At 73.8% G+C, this 17,231-nt stretch carries 18 protein-coding genes; 6 read left to right on the top strand and 12 right to left on the bottom strand.

Annotated features, from left to right (window positions below):
• Window positions 1-90: 90 nt before the first annotated feature.
• The 3 genes from H1W00_RS15440 to H1W00_RS15430 all read left to right on the top strand — a co-directional run bounded on the left by H1W00_RS15440 (window position 91) and on the right by H1W00_RS15430 (window position 1,885).
• On the top strand, window positions 91-1,155 hold the full coding sequence (locus H1W00_RS15440) for a helix-turn-helix domain-containing protein (protein WP_181756692.1): 1,065 nt from the start codon (window positions 91-93) through the stop codon (window positions 1,153-1,155).
• A gap of 78 nt (window positions 1,156-1,233) precedes the next feature.
• The gene (locus H1W00_RS15435) at window positions 1,234-1,599 is read left to right on the top strand and encodes a type II toxin-antitoxin system RelE/ParE family toxin (RefSeq protein ID WP_194956562.1); all 366 of its coding nucleotides are present in this window, start codon (window positions 1,234-1,236) and stop codon (window positions 1,597-1,599) included.
• Window positions 1,583-1,885: an addiction module antidote protein gene (locus H1W00_RS15430; protein ID WP_181756691.1), complete on the top strand. Its 303-nt coding sequence runs from the start codon at window positions 1,583-1,585 to the stop codon at window positions 1,883-1,885. The genes H1W00_RS15435 and H1W00_RS15430 overlap by 17 nt, the downstream gene beginning before the upstream one ends.
• Window positions 1,886-1,917: 32 nt before the next feature.
• On the opposite strand, the gene H1W00_RS15425 is transcribed toward H1W00_RS15430, so the two are convergent.
• Window positions 1,918-2,394 (bottom strand): TspO/MBR family protein, encoded by a 477-nt coding sequence (locus H1W00_RS15425; RefSeq protein ID WP_181756690.1) that lies wholly within the window; start codon window positions 2,392-2,394, stop codon window positions 1,918-1,920.
• A gap of 44 nt (window positions 2,395-2,438) precedes the next feature.
• The gene (locus H1W00_RS15420; protein WP_181756689.1) at window positions 2,439-3,026 is read right to left on the bottom strand and encodes a UdgX family uracil-DNA binding protein; all 588 of its coding nucleotides are present in this window, start codon (window positions 3,024-3,026) and stop codon (window positions 2,439-2,441) included.
• 68 nt (window positions 3,027-3,094) lie between these two features.
• Here H1W00_RS15420 and H1W00_RS15415 point away from each other — a divergent pair, with 68 nt between their 5' ends.
• Window positions 3,095-4,456, top strand: coding sequence for an aldehyde dehydrogenase family protein (locus tag H1W00_RS15415; RefSeq protein ID WP_181756688.1), 1,362 nt, complete (start codon window positions 3,095-3,097; stop codon window positions 4,454-4,456).
• On the opposite strand, the gene H1W00_RS15410 is transcribed toward H1W00_RS15415, so the two are convergent.
• Genes H1W00_RS15410 through H1W00_RS15375 form a run of 8 tightly spaced genes read right to left on the bottom strand, consistent with a single transcriptional unit; the run spans window position 4,447 to window position 13,379 of the window.
• Window positions 4,447-5,349: a glycosyltransferase family 9 protein gene (locus tag H1W00_RS15410; protein WP_181756687.1), complete on the bottom strand. Its 903-nt coding sequence runs from the start codon at window positions 5,347-5,349 to the stop codon at window positions 4,447-4,449. The genes H1W00_RS15415 and H1W00_RS15410 overlap by 10 nt on opposite strands.
• Before the next feature lie 3 nt (window positions 5,350-5,352).
• A complete protein-coding gene (locus H1W00_RS15405) occupies window positions 5,353-6,033 on the bottom strand; it encodes an SDR family NAD(P)-dependent oxidoreductase (RefSeq protein ID WP_181756686.1) in 681 nt (226 codons plus the stop codon).
• A gap of 34 nt (window positions 6,034-6,067) precedes the next feature.
• Window positions 6,068-7,441: a D-glycero-beta-D-manno-heptose 1-phosphate adenylyltransferase gene (rfaE2, locus tag H1W00_RS15400; RefSeq protein ID WP_181756685.1), complete on the bottom strand. Its 1,374-nt coding sequence runs from the start codon at window positions 7,439-7,441 to the stop codon at window positions 6,068-6,070.
• Entirely contained in the window at window positions 7,438-8,025 is a 588-nt protein-coding gene (locus H1W00_RS15395; RefSeq protein WP_181756684.1) for a D-sedoheptulose-7-phosphate isomerase, read from the bottom strand. The genes rfaE2 and H1W00_RS15395 overlap by 4 nt, the downstream gene beginning before the upstream one ends.
• Entirely contained in the window at window positions 8,022-9,218 is a 1,197-nt protein-coding gene (locus H1W00_RS15390) for a glycosyltransferase (RefSeq protein ID WP_181756683.1), read from the bottom strand. Before H1W00_RS15390 ends, H1W00_RS15395 begins: the two co-directional genes overlap by 4 nt.
• Window positions 9,215-10,285, bottom strand: a complete 1,071-nt coding sequence (locus H1W00_RS15385) for a glycosyltransferase family 9 protein (protein ID WP_338072922.1) — start codon at window positions 10,283-10,285, stop codon at window positions 9,215-9,217. Before H1W00_RS15385 ends, H1W00_RS15390 begins: the two co-directional genes overlap by 4 nt.
• On the bottom strand, window positions 10,282-11,754 hold the full coding sequence (locus H1W00_RS15380; RefSeq protein ID WP_181756682.1) for an HAD-IIIA family hydrolase: 1,473 nt from the start codon (window positions 11,752-11,754) through the stop codon (window positions 10,282-10,284). Before H1W00_RS15380 ends, H1W00_RS15385 begins: the two co-directional genes overlap by 4 nt.
• Window positions 11,751-13,379 (bottom strand): carbamoyltransferase family protein, encoded by a 1,629-nt coding sequence (locus H1W00_RS15375; RefSeq protein ID WP_181756681.1) that lies wholly within the window; start codon window positions 13,377-13,379, stop codon window positions 11,751-11,753. The genes H1W00_RS15380 and H1W00_RS15375 overlap by 4 nt, the downstream gene beginning before the upstream one ends.
• A gap of 99 nt (window positions 13,380-13,478) precedes the next feature.
• On the opposite strand from H1W00_RS15375, the gene H1W00_RS15370 reads away from it, so the two are divergent.
• Complete coding sequence (locus H1W00_RS15370) at window positions 13,479-14,435, top strand: glycosyltransferase family 4 protein (protein WP_181756680.1); 957 nt, start codon at window positions 13,479-13,481, stop codon at window positions 14,433-14,435.
• Window positions 14,432-15,268, top strand: a complete 837-nt coding sequence (locus H1W00_RS15365; protein WP_181756679.1) for a glycosyltransferase family 2 protein — start codon at window positions 14,432-14,434, stop codon at window positions 15,266-15,268. The genes H1W00_RS15370 and H1W00_RS15365 overlap by 4 nt, the downstream gene beginning before the upstream one ends.
• A 6-nt stretch (window positions 15,269-15,274) precedes the next feature.
• On the opposite strand, the gene H1W00_RS15360 is transcribed toward H1W00_RS15365, so the two are convergent.
• Both H1W00_RS15360 and H1W00_RS15355 read right to left on the bottom strand, forming a co-directional pair.
• Window positions 15,275-16,249: an NAD-dependent epimerase/dehydratase family protein gene (locus H1W00_RS15360; protein ID WP_181756678.1), complete on the bottom strand. Its 975-nt coding sequence runs from the start codon at window positions 16,247-16,249 to the stop codon at window positions 15,275-15,277.
• 61 nt (window positions 16,250-16,310) lie between these two features.
• Entirely contained in the window at window positions 16,311-17,147 is an 837-nt protein-coding gene (locus H1W00_RS15355; protein WP_181756677.1) for a sulfurtransferase, read from the bottom strand.
• Window positions 17,148-17,231: the final 84 nt, after the last annotated feature.

Below are 17,231 nucleotides of genomic sequence, written 5' to 3'. Positions count from 1 at the left end.
GCCGCAGGTCAGGGGCACAGGCTTGACGGTCGAGTCGCGATTCGACCCGCGAATTCCATCGACCGCCTCCCGCGCTGGTTGACTCGGATCATGACATCGTCGAAGAAGGCATTCGGTCAGTTCGTGACCGTGAAGCGGAAGGCCGCCGGCCTGACGCAGGCAGGGCTGGCAGAGCGTCTGTTCGTCACCGAGTCAGCGGTCTCCAAGTGGGAGCGCGGGGTCTCCTACCCCGACATCTCCATGGTCGCGCCGCTCGCCGAGCACCTCGGCGTGAGCGAGGGCGAGCTGATCCGGGCCAGCGACGACGTGGTGGCGGCACGGGTGGACCGCGAGGCGCGCTTCTACCGGCGGTGGCGCGCGGGGATCCTGTGGACGACCGCGATCAGCTACGCCGTCGCGCTGGTCACGTGCCTCATCGTGAACCTCGCCGTCGAGCAGACCCTGAGCTGGTTCTGGATCGTCCTGGCGTCCGTGGGGGTGGCCTTCAGCCTCACGACGCTCCCGCTGGTCGTCACGGAACGCCGGGTCCCGACCGTGGTCGGCGCCTTCCTGGTCAGCCTGCTCGCGACCTTCACCGTCGCGTGGGCCATGAACGGGCGCGGCGAGTGGCTGCCCATCGCCGTCGGGGCGGTGCTGCTCGCCGTCGTGGTGGTCCTCGGCCCGCTGGCGTTGCGCCACGCTCCCCTGCCCGCTCCGTGGTCGCGGCACGAGGTCGTGATCGCGCTGGCGCTCGACACGGTCGCACTCGTGGCCTTCCTGTTCGTGGTCATGCTCGCCACCGACCAGCTCGACACGTGGTGGAGCCAGACCGTCCCGATCACCGCCCTGGCCCTGGTCTACCCCTGGGTCGTCGCCCTCGTGGTCCGCTACCTGCCGGCCCCTCGCCTGATCCGCGCCGCCGTCATCATCGGCTTCAGCGGGATCTACACGTGGCTCTTCCAGACCGCCGTCGGTCGGATCCTGGGCGAGTCCCGCCAGCCCGTCGACCTCAGCCGCTGGCGCGACCCGTACATCAACGGCAACGTCTCGCTCCTCGTGCTGGTCGCCTGCCTCGCGATCGCGGCGGTCCTCGTCGTGGTGTCCGCCGTGCAGGCGTCACGCGAGAGGCGCCCGGCTCCCGCCGTGGACGCGCACGGCATGCCCGGCGCGTCGTGACCTCGTCGCTCAGCTGACGGGCGGGCGGCGCGCAGCGGCCCCAGCGGCTTGTCAGTGCTGCATCGCATGCTGCCCTCGATGATTGAACGGAAGTCGGGTGTCGGTTATAGTCGACACATTGCCGAGGTGGTCAGCAGTGCCACCTTCGACACGTGGCTCAGGAAACTGCAGGACCGACACGCCAGGTTGCGCATCCTGGAACGGATCGATCGACTCGCGCACGGGAATCCGGGCGACACGAGAGCCGTGGGCGCGGGCGTGGCGGAACTGCGGCTCACGTACGGCCCGGGCTACCGGGTCTACTACATCCACAGCGGCGGCCTGTTGATCGTCTTGTTGTGCGGCGGCGACAAGTCCTCGCAGCACAGGGACATCGAGCGGGCTCACCGGCTCGCTGGCGAATGGCAGGCACAGAAGGAGGCACACGATGGCGACCACCCCTGAGGTGTTCCAGAGGTTCGATCCGGCCGACCATCTCGAGGATCTCGCCGACGTCACGGACTACCTGCAGATCGCCCTCGACGCCTCACGTGAGGACCCGACGGCGGTTCCTCGCGCGCTCGGCGTCATCGCTCGGTCGCGGAACATGAGTGAGCTCGCGCGCACGGTCGGCATGAGCCGGGACGGCCTCTACCGCGCCCTGTCCGAGAGCGGCAATCCTCGGTGGTCGACCGTCATCAAAGTCACCCAAGCGCTCGGGCTGAGATTCGAGCTGCATCCCGTCGCCTAGCGCGTGCAGGAGAGCAACCCTGGAACCTCGGGTCAACGGCCGCGGTTGCTGCGCCAGATCGCCGCGGTGAGGACGGTCGCGAAGCCGCTCCACAGCGTGTAGGGCACCAGGGCCCAGCCGGCACGGGGCGAGGCCGCCCCGGCGGTGCGCGCGAGGTCGGCCGAGCTCGCAGCCAGCGCGCCCGCCACCGCGATCGACGGCACGAGCCTCTGGCCTCGGAAGAACACCCAGCACCAGCCGGCGTTGAGCGCCATGTTGAGGCCGAGCTTCATCCGGTACCTGCTCGCCTCGGCAGGCGTCATCCGCGACTGCGCGTCCAGCGAGGCCGCGCCGATCGAGGCGTAGAGCGTCGTCCACACCACACCGAACACCGGTCCCGGCGGTTGGATCGAGGGCTTGCGCAGCGTCCGGTACCAGAGGCTCTTCATGCCGGTCGAGGTCGCGACGGATCCGAGGGCTGCCGCGGCCACGGGGAGTGCCGCGCTGCTGACGATGCTTCGGGGCTCCATCCAGCCACGGTAGGCGCGGGCCCGAGCCGCCGCGATCCGAGTGCTCACCGGACGCCGGCGGCGAGCCGCAGGTCGTCGGCGAGGTGCCTCAGCTCGTCGGCGTAGTCGCCGCGGTCGCGCAGGCGCAGCAGTGACGACGGGTGGGTCGTCACGACGACGGCGGCCCCCGGGAGCGCGTCGTCGATCACCTGGCCGCGCTCGGCCCCGATCTTCACCGGGCGGCCGAGGACCGAGCGGCCGGCGGTCGCCCCGAGGCAGACCACGGTGCTCGGCCTGACGACCTCCAGCTCGGACTGGAGCCACGGATGGCAGGCCTCGATGTGCGTGATGCCGGGCTTCTGGTGGATGCGGCGCTTGCCGCGCTGCTCGAAGCGGAAGTGCTTCACGGCGTTCGTGAGGTAGACGTCCGAGCGCGCCACCCCCGCCAGCTCGAGCGCCTCGTCGAGGACCCGGCCGGCGGGACCGACGAAGGGCTCGCCCTCGAGGTCCTCGCGATCGCCCGGCTGCTCCCCCACCAGCATGATCGAGGCCGACGCGCGGCCCGCCGAGAACACGGCCTGCGTCGCATCGCGGTAGAGCTCGCAGTTGCGGCAGCCCTCCACGCTCTCCCGGAGCTCGTCCAGCCTCGTCACGACTGCGGAGTACCCGGAAGGCGCCCGTCCACGCGCGTAGCGCCGCGGTGAACGGGTACGCCACCTGCATGACGATGACCCGACTCGATCCCCACGACGGCAGCCATCTCGGCGACGTGGCCGTCAGCGACCTCGACGCCGTCATCGCGGCGGTGCGCCGCGCGCGTGCGGCCTTCGGCGCGTGGTCGACCACGGCCCCGGCCGACCGCGGCGCGGCGCTGCACGCCGCCGCCGACGCCCTCGAGACCCGCCTCGACGAGATCGCCGACCTCAACCACCGCGAGACCGGCAAGACGCCGGGTGACTCCCGCGGCGGCGCCGAGGCCGGCATCGGGACGCTCCGCCAGTACGCCGAGCTCGGTCCCGTGCACCGCGGCCGCGCCCTGCAGGGCTCCTTCACCGCCATCGACTACGCCATTCCCCGGCCCCGCGGCGTGGTCGTCGCGATCACGCCGTGGAACGACCCTGTCGCGATCGCCTGCGGGCTGCTCGGTGCCGCGCTCGTCACCGGCAACGCCGTCGTCCACAAGCCCAGCGAGCGCTGCCCTCACCTCGGCGAGTTGCTCGGCTCGATCCTGGCTCCCTGCTTCCCCGAGGGCGTCCTGCAGACGGTCTCCGGCGACCACACGACCGGTCGGGCGCTCACCGAGCAGGCGGACGTCGACCTCGTGGCCCACGTCGGCTCGACCGCCGCAGGCCGCGCGATCGAGCAGGCCGCCGCCCTGCACGACACCAAGGTCATCCGGGAGAACGGGGGCAACGACCCGCTCGTCATCGACCGCGACGTCGATCCCGCCTGGGCCGCCGAGCAGGCCGCCCTCGGCGCCTACGCCAACGGCGGCCAGATCTGCACCTCCGTCGAGCGAATCTACGTGCACCGCGACCTCGCGCAGGCCTTCACCGCCGAGCTGGTGAAGGCGACCGAGGCGCGCAACGAGTCCGGCGAGCTGCCGCCGCTGGTGGACACGGCGATGCGGGACGCGGTGCACGGGCAGGTGGCCGACGCGATCCAGCAGGGTGCGACGGTCGAGGCCGGCGGCGAGGTGCCGTCCGGACCGGGCGCGTTCTACCCCGCCACCGTGCTGACGAACGTCGAGGACTCGATGGCCGTCATGGCCGAGGAGACGTTCGGCCCCGTCGCGCCGGTGTGCGTCGTGGAGGACTTCGAGGAGGGACTGCGCCGCGCCGCCGCGACCTCCTACGGCCTGGCCGCCACGGTGCTGACCGGTTCCATGGACCACGCCCAGCGCGCCGCCGCGACGCTGCCCGTCGGCACGGTCAAGGTCAACGCCGTCTTCGGCGGGGCGCCCGGCGGCGCGGCCGAGCCCCGAGGTGCCAGCGGGCACGGCTACGGCTACGGCCCCGAGCTGCTCGACGAGATGACGCAGACGACGGTGGTGCACCTGGCACCGCCGCGCGCTCAGGCCTGAGCGTCCCGCGCGGCCTCCAGCACCTCGTCCACGCCGATCTTGAGCAGGGCCGGGTCCGGCTCGTCGCCGTGCGGGTCCCCCGGCTCCACCCCGTGCCACAGGGCCAGGTGCGGGCCGGTCGCGGGCGGGCCCCACCACTGCGGCGGCGTCGGGCCGAACAGCGTCACCGACGGCGTCGCGAACGCGTAGGCGACATGCGCGATCCCCGTGTCGCCGCTCAGCACGAGGCCCGCCCCGGCGACGTGCCCGGCCAGCTCGTCCAGCGACGTGCGTCCCGCCAGGACGGACGACTCGGGCAACCCTGCGAGGGCAGCGAGCCGGAGTGCGAGCTCGCGCTCCTCGGTAGCCCCCGTGACGAGAATCGGCCTGGGCCCGAGGGACCGGACCACCTCGGCCCACCGCTCGATGGGCCAGCGGCGTGCACCGGACGCGGCCCCGGGATGGATCACGACGGTGCCACCACGCTTCTCCACGTGGGCCAGACGGACGTCGTCCGGCGACGCCTCGACGTCCCATCGCCAGGAGACCAGGCGGCACCACCGCTCCCGCTCCGCCTCGTCCTGGCGCCACGGCGGCCCGTCGACGCGCGCCTCGCGCGAGGCGAACGCCACGACCTCGCCGTGTCCTCCCCCGAGCAGCAGCCGGTGGCTCTGCGGCCCGCGACCGTGCAGGTTGACGGCGATCGGCGCGGCCCGCACGTCCAGCCTCTCCAGCCCGACCGCGGGCACCACGTCGTCGACGACGCCGCGCCGGCGGATCAGGTCCCCCGGACCGGCCGGTCCCGCCAGCACGATCCGGCCCACGTCGGCGCGGCGCAGCGCGCGCAGGGCCGGCACGGCAGCGAGGGGGTCGCCCAGGCCGAGAGCGCGCAGGACGAGGACGTCAGCCGGCACCGGTCACGGCCAGGACGGCTCGGTGGAGGCGGTCACCACGAGCTCGCGGATCTCGTGCCCGAACGGCAGGTCGAGGACGAACATCACCGTCCTGGCCACCTCCGACGGCGGGGTCAGCACCGCGTCGGGCCCCGGCTTGTACTGGTCGGGGCGCCCGTCGAAGAAGGCCGTCTGCATGCCTCCGGGCTCGAGCAGCGTCACGCCGACCTCACCCGCCAGCTCGGCGGCGAGCGCCCGTGTGAAGCCCACGACTCCGAACTTCGACGCGCAGTACGCGGTGGCGTCCGACAGCGCCTTGATGCCCAGGGTCGAGGCGACGGTCACCACCCGGCCCCGCCGCTCGCGCAGTGACGGCGGGGCGGCTCGCACGGTGGCGGCCGTGCCGATGAGGTTCACCTCGACGACGCGGTTCCAGTCGGGCGTCGCGACGTCCTCCAGGCGGCCGCAGGCGTCGGTGCCGGCGCACGTCACGACCGCGTCGAGCCCACCGGTCAGCTCCACCACCTGGCGGACGGCGTGCTCGGTCTTCTCCGGGTCGGACAGGTCGACGAGGAGGTGCTCGACGCCCTCCCCCGGGGGCTGCAGGTCCAGGACGAACGGACGGTCGCTGGCCTCCAGGCACGCGTGCGCGACGGCGGCGCCCAGCCCGGACGATCCCCCGGTGATGAGTACGGTTCGGCTCACGAAAGGCTCCTTCGGTGGTCTTCGGGTCGGTCGGTCAGTCGGTGGTGGTCGCCATGGCCCGCACGAGGGCGGAGGTCGATCGGCCCCGCAGGTACGGGACGACGACCGCCTGCCCGCCCCACTGGCTGAGGACGTCCTCCTCGGGAAGGCGCCTGCCGGCGTAGTCGCCGCCCTTCACCCAGACGTCCGGCCGCAGCGTCTCGATCGCCTGCGTCGGCGTGTCCTCGTCGAACACCAGCACGGCGTCGACGCACTCCAGCGAGCGCAGCACGCGCGCCCGGTCGGGCGCGGAGACGATCGGCCGGGTGTCGCCCTTGAGGCGGCGCACCGAGTCGTCGGAGTTCAGCAGCACGACGAGCCGGTCTCCCAGGGCCCGAGCGGCCTCGAGCATCGCCACGTGCCCGGCGTGGAGCAGGTCGAAGCACCCGCCGGTGGCCACGACGGTGCCACCCCGCGCGCGCGTCGCCTCGGCGAGCTGGAGCGCGTCGAGGCCGGGATCGAGCGCCGCCTCCGGCTCGCGGCCGAAGCTGGCGGCGCCACCGAGCGCGACGTGGTCGGTCGCCGCCTCGACGGCTCGCCCCACGGCCTCCGAGAGCAGGCTGCCGGCCGCGAGGAAGGAGGCGACCGTCGAGGCGAAGCGGTCGCCGGCACCGCAGGGGTCGCCCGTCACGGCATGGGCCGCGAACATCTCGGGCGGCCCGTCACCGAAGCTCAGCAGCGCGCCTCGCGCACCGAGCGTCACCGCCACGGCGCGCACCCCGAGCTGTCGCGTGGCGCACGACGCGCGCACCGCGGCCTCGCGCACGGCGTGCCCGACGGCGTCGCACGTGGCGTCCACCATCGCCTCCAGCTCCGCGGCGTTGGGCGTCATCACGAGCGTCGAGCCCACGGGGGCCGCGCCGCGCGGGTGCGGGTCCCACACGAGGGGCACGCGCTCCCCCGCGGCGGAGAGCAGCGACCGCAGGCCCTCGTCGTGGGTGAGGCCCCGACCGTAGTCGGCGACCAGCACGGCGTCGGCGGTGGCGAGCACGAGTTCGGCGCGGGCCAGTGAGCTCTCGCACGGCGCGGCGCCCCCACCCTCGTCGAGCCGCACGACGTTCTGACCGTCGGCACGCACGCGGCGCTTCACGGGGGTGCCGCCGTGAGCGGGCAGGTCGACGACCTCGACCAGGGCCCCCAGCAGCCGGCGCAGCCGGGCCCCGGCCGCGTCGTCGGCCAGCGGCGTCACGAGGGCGACGTCGGGCCCGTCACGCGCGGCCATCGCCGCCGCGAGCGCCGCGCCGCCGGGACGCTCGTGCTCGGACAGGTCGTCGAGCACCGGCACGGGCGCCTCGGGGCTCAGCCGGTGGGCCGTGCCCTCGAGGTCGACGTCGAGCATGGCCTCGCCGACCACCACGATGCGCGTCATCGGGCCGTCACCGCCTCGACCTGCTCGAAGCAGGCCTCGTCGAAGTGCTCGCACAGCAGGTGCAGGAGCACGAGGTGCACCTCCTGGACCGTCGCCGTGCTGGCGCTGTCGACGGCGAGCGTCCGGTGGGCGATGCGCGAGAGCGGGTTGGGCGCGCGACCGGTGATCGCCCACACCTCGAGCCCCGCGTCGACGCCCCGCTGCGCCGCCTCCACCGCGTTGCGGCTGCTGCCACTGGTCGAGAGCGCGACCAGGACGTCGCCGGGTCGTCCGTGCGCGGCGACCTGCCGCGCGAACAGCTCCTCGGGCGGGTAGTCGTTCGCGATCGCGGTCAGGCTCGAGGTCTCCGCGCTCAGGCAGATCGCCGAGTACGGGGCCCGGTCCTCGCGGTAGCGCCCGACGAGCTCCGCCGTGAGGTGCTGCGCCGGCGCGGCGCTGCCGCCGTTGCCCACCGCGAGCAGCCGGTGGCCCGCGTCGAGTCGCCGGAACAGGTCGCGCCCCATCGCGGCGACCTCGACGAGGGCGTCGTCCAGGGACGCGAGCGCCTCGGTGAGCGAGGCGAGGTGCGGATGAGTGGTCGTCATGGCGTGACCTCCTGGGGAACACGGCTGAGCAGCGGGGCGAGGGCATCCTCGGTCGCTCGGGCGACGTGGTCCCACGTGTAGAGGGAGCGAGCCCGCTGGGCGCCGGCGCGGCCGTAGCGGCGGATGCGGCGGGGGTCGTCGAGGAGCTGGCGCAGCACGGCCGCGAGTGCGTCGGGGTCGCGCGGCGCCACGAGCTCGCCCGTGCGGCCGGGGACGACCGTGTCGAGCAGACCACCGACGGCGGTGCCCACGACGGGACGACCGCTCGACATGGCCTCCAGGGGCACGATGCCGAACGGCTCGTACCAGGGAGCGACCACCACGATGTCGGCCGCCGACATGACTTCGGGAAGCCGGTCGCGACCGACCGCGCCGAGGAAGTCCAGGCGGTCCTCGCAGCCGAGCCCGCGAGCCAGGGCGCGGACGCGCTGCACCTCGGGGTCGAGCTCGAGTGCGTCGGCAGAGGGGCCGCCCGCGACCGTGAGCGTCGCGTCCGGGATCTGCGCGAGCGCGGTGACGGCGTCGGCCAGTCCCTTGCGCTCGACGAGTCGCCCGACCGCGAGCAGCCGGCGACCGGGCACGGAGTGCTCCGTGGCGGGGAAGCGCCTGACGTCGACACCGCACGGGATGATCCGCGCCTTCGACCGCGGCATGCCCAGGGCCATCAGCTCGCGCACCTCGTCGCGGCAGGTCGCGATGACGACGTCGGCCGTGGCGCACAGCCCGCGCTCGACGTCAATGCGGCCCGGCGGGCTGGTGTCCCGCCCTGCCTGGTGCCGTCGCTTCACCGACCCCAGGGCGTGGAAGGTCATGGCCCACGGGAGGCCGACGCGACGGGCGGCGGCCCGCGTGGCCGAGCCGCTCATCCAGAAGTGGGCGTGAGCCAGGTCGTAGCGCTCGCGCTGCCACACCTCGGCCATCCGCGAGGCGAAGGCCGGCATGTGCTGCCACAGCTCGTCCTTCGGCACGTCGGCCGGAGGTCCGGCCGGGACGTGGTGCACCTCGTAGCCGCCGGGCGCGAGGACCCGCGTGGGCGCCGAGGTCGAGTCACGACGCGTGAACACCGTGACCTCGTGCCCTCGGGCGACCAGCGCCGTCGACAGCGCGTCGACGTGGACGTTCTGGCCTCCCGCGTCGACGCCCCCGACCACGGCGAGCGGATTGGCGTGCTCGGACACCATCGCGATCTTCATGCGATCCCTCCTTCGGTCTGCGGCCCCGCCACCTCGTGGAGGGCCTCGGGCGCCAGCCGCTCCAGCGCGTCGACGACGTCGCCGGCGGTGACGCCGGTCAGGCACGGATGTCCCGGCACGGGGCACTCACGGGCCCGCGAGCCGCGGCACGGCGCGTCCTGGTCGCCCAGCACCACCGACGGCACGCCGTAGGGCGCCCAGCGCGCGGCGGGGACGACGGGTGAGAACAACGAGACGACGGGGGTGCCGACGGCGGCGGCCAGGTGGGCCGGCCCCGTGTTGCCGACGACGACGGCGGTGGCGTCGCGCAGGACCCGGGCGAGCTGCACCAGCGAGGTCGCGCCGGACAGGTCGATCGCGCCTCGACGCGCCAGGCGAGCACAGAGGTCCGTCTCCCCCGGGCCGCCGGTGACGACCGTGCGGACCCCGCGCCGCACCAGCACGTCGACCGCCTCCTCCCACCGGTGGGCAGGCCACGTGCGCGACGGGGCCGTGGCCCCCGGGTGCAGGACGACGAAGGGCGCGGCGCCCAGCGCGACCGCGCCGCCCAGCAGGTCGGCCCGGATCAGGAGCCGTCCGTCGTCGCCCGGAGGCAGCGTGAAGCCCGCCGCCTCCGCCGTGGCCAGCGCGCGCTCGGGCTCCGGCACGTCCCCCGGCGGCGCGACCCGCGTGGTGAGCAGACTCCCCGGGTAGTCCTCGCTGATGGCGGTGACGGTGCGGATGCCCGCCTGCTGCAGCACGAGTGCGGTCGGCAGCGCGGACTGGTGGAACGAGGTGAACACGACGGCCTCGCTGATCGAGCGTGCTCGGAGCGGCGCCACCAGGTCGTCGATCGAGGTCGTGTCGACCGGCGGTGGGTCCGCGACGATCCACGGGCACCGCCACTGGATCACCTCGTCCACTCCCGGCAGCATGGCGCCGGCGGCGGCGCCCTGCGGCCCCGCCAGCAGCACGACACCGCGTCCCCGCGACGCCAGGGCGCGGATCGCCGGGCCGGTGACGAGCATGTCGCCGACGCTGTCGAGTCGGACCGCCAGCACGGGGCCCTCTGGGGCGTGGATGCTCACCAGTGCCCCCTCAGGATCGACCTCACCGCGGAGAGCACGTCGGGCTCGACCCGCGGCGCGGCGGCCACCTCGGCGCCGAGCGTCTGGCGGGTCGGGACGAGGACGCCGGTGGCGCCCGCCGCGGCGGCGGCCTCGACGTCGGCACCGATGTCGCCCACCACCACGCAGCGCTCGACGTCGACGCCGAGCTCGTCACAGGCGCGCAGGACGAGTCCCGGCTGGGGCTTGCGGCACTCGCAGCCGTCCTCGGGCGCGTGCCGGCACACCTGCCACGTGCCGAAGGGGCCGAGCAGCTCCTCGACCCGGCGATTGACCGCCTCGAGCTCGTCCGGTGCGATGAGGCCGCGGGCGACGCCGGACTGGTTGCTGACGACACCGGTGGGCACCCCCGCCTCCCGCAGTCGTGCGAGCGCCTCGTGGACTCCGTCGATCGGGGCGACGCGGGCGGGCTCGCGGTTGTAGGGGACGTCGTGGACCAAGGTTCCGTCTGGGTCGAACAGCACCGCGTCCGGAAGGCGGCGTCGCGGCACCGCGTCCCGGTCGCGGACCAGGCCGTCCAGCCACCAGCGCACGGCGGCGAACGGGATGGCGACGCTCGTCAGCGCCATCCGGCGGACCTCGTCCTGGTCGCGGGGCCCGGGGGCGATGCGGGCCCACGCGAACCGGGCCGTGAGCGTCGCCCAGGCGCCGGCGAGGAGCCCGGCGAGCTGCGGACGACCCGCGGCCGCCAGCAGCACCCCGGCCACGGCCGTCATCACGGTGAGCTGGTGACGGCGCAGCGTGCCGCGAGGTGCTCCCGCGCGCTCCCGCCAGTCGGGTCCGTGGAGCCGTCGCATGAGGACGTCGTCCGCGTTGCCGCGCTGCTGGCGGAGGCTGAACCAGGTTCCGTCCGAGCGGAAGGGGTGCACCACGGTGCGACGTCCGGCGACGATGCGCCCGTGGGCGCTCAACCGGAGACCGAGGTCGGCGTCCTCGCGGTAGGCCCGGGTGAATCGCTCGTCGAACCCACTCACCCGTCGCAGGGCGCGGCGACGCACGCTCAGGTCGGCGGTGATCCACTGCGCCGTCTCAAGGCTCGCGGTGCTGCGCTCGGCGTCGGTCAGCCGACGACCGGCCGGGCGCGGCACGGTCAGCCGGCCCTGCACGGCGACGACGTCATCGTCGGCCGACGCCAGGTCCTCGGTGAGCCGTTCGATCCAGTCGGGCGCGACGATCACGTCATCGTCGACGAAGCTGATCCACTCGGTGGTCGCGGCGCGCCAGCCGAGGTTCCGCGCTGCCGCGGGACCCCGGCCACCCGACGCCAGCACCCGCACGTGGGCGGGCAGGTCCAGAGGCTCGCCCTCGCGCCGGTCGTCGACCACGATGACGTCGGGCGTGCCTCCGGTGGCCGCGTCGAGCGACTCCAGGAGGCGCCGGAGGGTGTCTCGGCCGATGGTCGGGACGACGATGGTCGTGTCGACGCTCATGGCGTCGCCGTCCGGCGGACGACGAAGCTGCCGATGGCCAGCAGGTCGACGGGCGCCGAGCCGAAGCACTCGAGGGCGTCGCGCGGCGAGTCCACCATCGGCCGGCCCGCGGTGTTGAGGCTCGTGTTCACCACGACGGGCAGTCCGGTGCGCTCCTCGAACGCCCTCAGCATCGCCGCTACGAGGGGCTCGTCGTCCCCCACCGTCTGCACACGAGCCGTCCCGTCGACGTGGACCACGGCCGGGATGCGCCAGCTCCACTCCTGCGCGACGTCGTGGACGAACAGCATGTGGGGCGACGGGATCGGACCCCGCGAGAAGATCGCCGGTGCCCGCTCGAGCAGCACCATCGGCGCGACGGGGCGGAACTGCTCCCGTCCCTTGACGGCGTTGAGCCGCTCGAGGTTCGCCGCCGAACCGGGGTGCGCGAGCAGCGACCGGTGCCCCAGGGCTCGCGGACCGAACTCGCTGCGTCCTTGGAACCACGCGACGATCTGGTCGTCCGCCAGCGCATCGGCCACCACAGCAGCCACGTCGTCCACCCGTTCGTGGGCCACCTTCGCGGTCGTGAGGATCTCCTCGATCTCGTCGTCGGACCACTCGGGCCCGAGCGCCATCGTCGAGAGCGGCGTGACGGCATCCTGCTCGGCTGCGACCGTGAGCGCACCGCCGAGCGCGGTCCCGGCGTCCCCGGCCGCGGGCTGGACCCAGATCTCGCGGTACGGCCCCTCGTCGAGGAGCCGCGTGTTCGCGACGCAGTTGAGTGCCACCCCACCGGCCAGCACCAGGCGGTCCGCCCCCGTGCGCTGCTGCAGCCACCCGGCCAGCTCCAGGCACACGTCCTCGACGGCGCGCTGCACGCTGCTCGCGAGGTCGGCGTGGTCCTGGTCCCACGGCTCGTCCGGGCGCCGCGGCGGGACGAGGGCGGCCCAGTCGAGCGACTCGGCGAAGAACCCGCCCGACCCGTCCGTCCCGACGACCTCCTTGAGCTGCGGAAGGAAGCGCGGCGTCCCGTACGAGGCGAGCGCCATCACCTTGTACTCGTCGCTGCTGCGCAGGAAGCCGAGGTGCTCCGTGGCGTCCTCGTACAGGAGCCCGATCGAGTGCGGCAGGCGCTGGATCCGGTGGACCTCGAGCTCCGCGCCGCGGAAGTGGCCGGCGAGATGGCTCGCGCTCTCGCCGCGCCCGTCGAGCACCAGCACGTCGCCTTCCTCGAACGGGCCGGCGAGGGTCGCCGAGGCCGCGTGTGCGACGTGATGCGGCACGAACCGGACGATCGACTCGTCGATGCCGAGCATCGCGGCGATGAAGCCGGGGGCCCGCTGCGCGTACATCTGACGGACGTGGTCCCAGGGGTCGTGGAGGCCGAGCTCCTCGGCGGGGGCCGCGAGGCTCGGGTCGTACGAGTAGGTCACGGCGTCGAGGTCGGCGGCGCGTAGTCCCGCCTCGGCGAGGCACCACCTCGCCGAGAGCTCGGGCAGCTCCCACGCGGCCCACGGCACGGGGCGCTTCGCGTGCTTGCGCCGGCTGAACCGCTCCTCCTCGGCGGCCGCGACGACCCGCCCGTCCACCACGATCGCCGCTGCGGAGTCGTGGAACAGCGCATTCAGCCCCAGCACCTTCATGAACGGGTAGTGCCCACCGCCGCACGAATGAAACGCTTCTCGGCGAAGAAGCGCTTCTCCCGTGGTTTCGTCCCTCAGGGGCCCGGGTACACCGCTGGCATGGCGAGGATCCTGCTGTGGCACGTGCACGGCTCGTGGACCACGGCCTTCGTCCAGGGCGGTCACGAGTACGTCCTCCCGGTGGACGAGGACCGGGGGCCGGACGGCCGTGGCAGGGCCCGCACGTGGGACTGGCCGCGCTCCGTGGTCGAGCGGACCCGCGAGGAGCTCCCCGGAATCGAGCCCGACCTCGTCGTCCTCCAGCGCCCGCACGAGGCCGAGCTGGTCAGGCAGTGGACGGGCCGGCGTCCGGGCGTCGACCTGCCGGCGGTCTACCTCGAGCACAACACGCCCGGTGGCGAGATCCCGTACACCCGGCACCCGATGGCCGACCAGGACCGCATCCCCGTCGTGCACGTGACCCACGTGAACCGGCTGCTGTGGGACACGGGATCGGCGCGCACGACCGTGATCGAGCACGGGATCTGCGATCCCGGCCACCGCTACACGGGCGAGGTGCCGCACGCGGCGGTCGCGATGAACGATCCCGTCCGCCGCGGTCGGGCCGTGGGAGTTGATCTCCTCCCCCTGCTCGCCACGGCCGCGCCCGTCGACGTCTTCGGCATGAGGACCGAGGGTGTCGCCGATCCGGCTCTGCACATCACCGCTTACGACGACCTCCCGCAGGACCGGATGCACGACGAGCTCGCGCGGCGTCGCCTCTACGTCCACACCGCGCGGTGGACGTCGCTGGGCCTGTCGCTCATCGAGGCGATGCAGCTGGGGCTGCCCGTCGTGGCGCTCGCGATGACCGAGGTGCCCACCGCCGTTCCGCCCGGCACCGGACTGGTGACCGCCGACCTCGACGTCCTCGTGCGTCACGTCGAGGCGCTGGTGAAGGACCCGGAGCTCGCCGCGGACCTGGGCCACCGGGGTCGGGTCCACGCCCTGGACCGGTTCGGCCTCGAGCGGTTCCTGTCCGACTGGGACGACGTCCTCGAGCGGGCCCTGCGATGACGGATCTCGTGACGACGGTCGTCATCACGCGCGACCGGGTCGACCAGCTGCTGCAGACCCTGCCGCGCCACGAGGGTCGGGTGATCGTCGTCGACAACGCCTCCAGCGACGGCACGGCCGCGGCGGCGCTCGCCCGGTGCCCCGGGGTGCGGGTCATCGTCCTGCCGAGGAACGTGGCGGGCGCCGCGCGCAACATCGGCGTCGAGGCGGCGACCACGCCGTTCGTCGCGTTCTCCGACGACGACTCGTGGTGGGATCCCGGGTCGCTCGCACGCGCCGCGGAGATCATGGCCGACCATCCCTCGCTGGCCGTCCTGGCCGCACGGGTCGTCGTGGAACCGGGCGGCCGCGAGGACCCGTTCAACGAGGTGCTCGCGACGTCCCCGCTGGCCGGATCGCCCGACGTCCCGGGCCGTCCGATCCTCGGCTTCATGGCCTGTGCCGCCATGGTGCGCCGGGAGCCGTTCCTCGAGGCGGGTGGCTTCCACCCGCTGCTGGGCGTCGGCGGCGAGGAGCAGGTGCTGGCGTGGGACCTGGCTGCCCGCGGCTGGGACCTGCGGTACGAGCCGTCCCTGCTCGTCCACCACGAGCCGCGCCCCTCCGGCACGCGAGGCGATCGACGGACGAAGGCGCTGCGCCGCTCGGCCGTGATCGCGGGCCTCCTGCGGCGGCCCTGGCCCGACGTCGGCCGGACGGTGCTCCACGGACTCGGGGCCTCGGGACCCGACCGGGCGGGCGTGGGCGCCGCCGTCGTCCGGCTCGGACCCGCGCTGGCGGGACGGCGCGTCCTCCCCCGCGCAGTGCGCGAGCAGATCCGCGTCCTCGGCGACTGACGAGGTTCAGACGGACGAGTGGGCGAGGTACCAGCCCAGCGTCCGGCGCAGTCCGTCCCGGAGCCCCACGGTCGGCTCCCAGCCCAGCGCGGCACGTGCCCGGGCGATGTCGGGCTTGCGGCGCGACGGGTCGTCCTGCGGCTTCGCCACGTGCTCGATCGGCGAGGACGAGTTCGTGAGCCCGACGATCACCCGCGCCAGCTCGAGGATGGTGTACTCGTCGGGGTTGCCCACGTTGACGGGGCCCTGGACGTCGCTGGAGGCCATCCGGACGATCGCCTCGACCGTGTCGTCGACGTAGCACAGCGACCGGGTCTGGCTGCCGTCGCCGGCGACCGTCAGCGGCAGGCCCCGGACGGCCTGGTCGATGAAGGTCGGCACGACGCGCCCGTCGTCCACCGCCATGCGCGGCCCGTACGTGTTGAAGATTCGGACGATGCCGGCGTCCACATCCCACTCGCGGCGGGCCCCCACGACCGCCGCCTCGGCGAACCGCTTGGACTCGTCGTAGACCGCGCGCGGCCCGACCGGGTTCACGTGGCCCCAATAGTCCTCGTGCTGGGGGTGGACCTGGGGGTCGCCGTAGACCTCCGAGGTCGACGAGACCACGAACCGGGCCTGGTGCTTCGCGGCCAGCTCGAGCAGCTGGAGCGTGCCGGCGCTGCCGCTGCGCAACGTGTCGATGGGGCGCCGCCCGTAAGCCAGCGGCGACGCGATCGACGCGAGGTGAAGGACCACGTCGGCGCGGTCGACCGCGGGCAGCGGCTCAGCCACGTCGCACAGGCGGTACGTGAAGCGCTCGTGCCCGAGCAGGTGGGCGATGTTCGCCTCCGCGCCCGTGCTCTCGTTGTCCCAGCAGGTGACCCGCGCTCCCCGCGCCAGCAGGGACTCGCACACGTGCGAACCGAGGAAGCCCGAGCCACCCGTCACGACCGCGTGAAGCCCGTGGAAGTCCTTCGCCAGCCCGTCGTGCGCCGTCATGAGGGGTCGGTACCCACTGGCGTCAGGGGTCAACCCCGCCGGCCGGGAGTTCGGTCGGCGCTCAGTCCCGCTCGAGCGGCCGCGCGGGGTCCGCGGTCCACGCGTTCAGCGAGCCGTCGTAGATCGCGACGTCGTCGCGACCCAGGCCCTTCAGCGCGAAGGCCACGGCTGTCGCGGCGATGCCGCCGCCGCAGTACGTCACCGGCGCCACCTCCGGGTCCAGGGCACCGACCGACTCGAACAGGGGGCGCAGCTCGTCGAGGCTGCGCAGCCGGCCCCGGTCGTCCACGAGCTCGGAGAACGGCACGTTCACGCTGCCGGGGATCCGGCCGCCGGCGAAGTCCTCCCGGTCGAGCGAGTTGATGAGCAGCACCGAGGAGCCCTGCGTCGCGGCCTCCACGTCGGCGGTGGCCACGCTGCGCTCGGGGTGCCGCTCGGCCCGGAACGTGGCGGGGGCGGGCGAGATGTCGCCCGACTCCACCGGCAGCCCGGCGTCCTGCCACGCCCCGAGCCCGCCGTCCAGCACGACGACGTCCTCGTGACCCTCGAACGCGAACTGCCACCACAGGCGCGTGGCCCAGATGCCGTTGACCGTGTCGTACACGACGACGGTGTGCTCGTTGCCGACGCCGAGGTCCCCGACGACTCGCGCGAACTGCTCGGACGGAGCGGCCTCGAACGGCGCCTCGCCGCCATGGACGGTGAGGTCCGTGAGCTGGTCGGCGAAGACCGCTCCCGGCACGTGCCCCTCCCGGTAGGTCGCGCGTCCGGACTCGGTGTGCGCGCCGTTCTCGTCGAAGGTCAGGTGGACGGTGGCGTCGACGACGCGGATCGACGGGTCGTCGAGCCGGTCCTTCAGCCACGGGACGTCGACGAGGCGGGGGTGCGAGGAGGTCATGCTCCGAGCCTAGGTCGGCACCGGAGACCTGACGCCTCGTCTCACCTGGTGCGCGGCACGAATGCGGGGCCTCCCCGCGGGGTA

Origin of the sequence: Aeromicrobium phoceense, assembly GCF_013868155.1 — a bacterium.
In the GTDB taxonomy this organism is placed as follows: Bacteria; Actinomycetota; Actinomycetes; order Propionibacteriales; family Nocardioidaceae; genus Aeromicrobium; species Aeromicrobium phoceense.
This window is presented reverse-complemented; position numbering and strand designations above follow the sequence as displayed.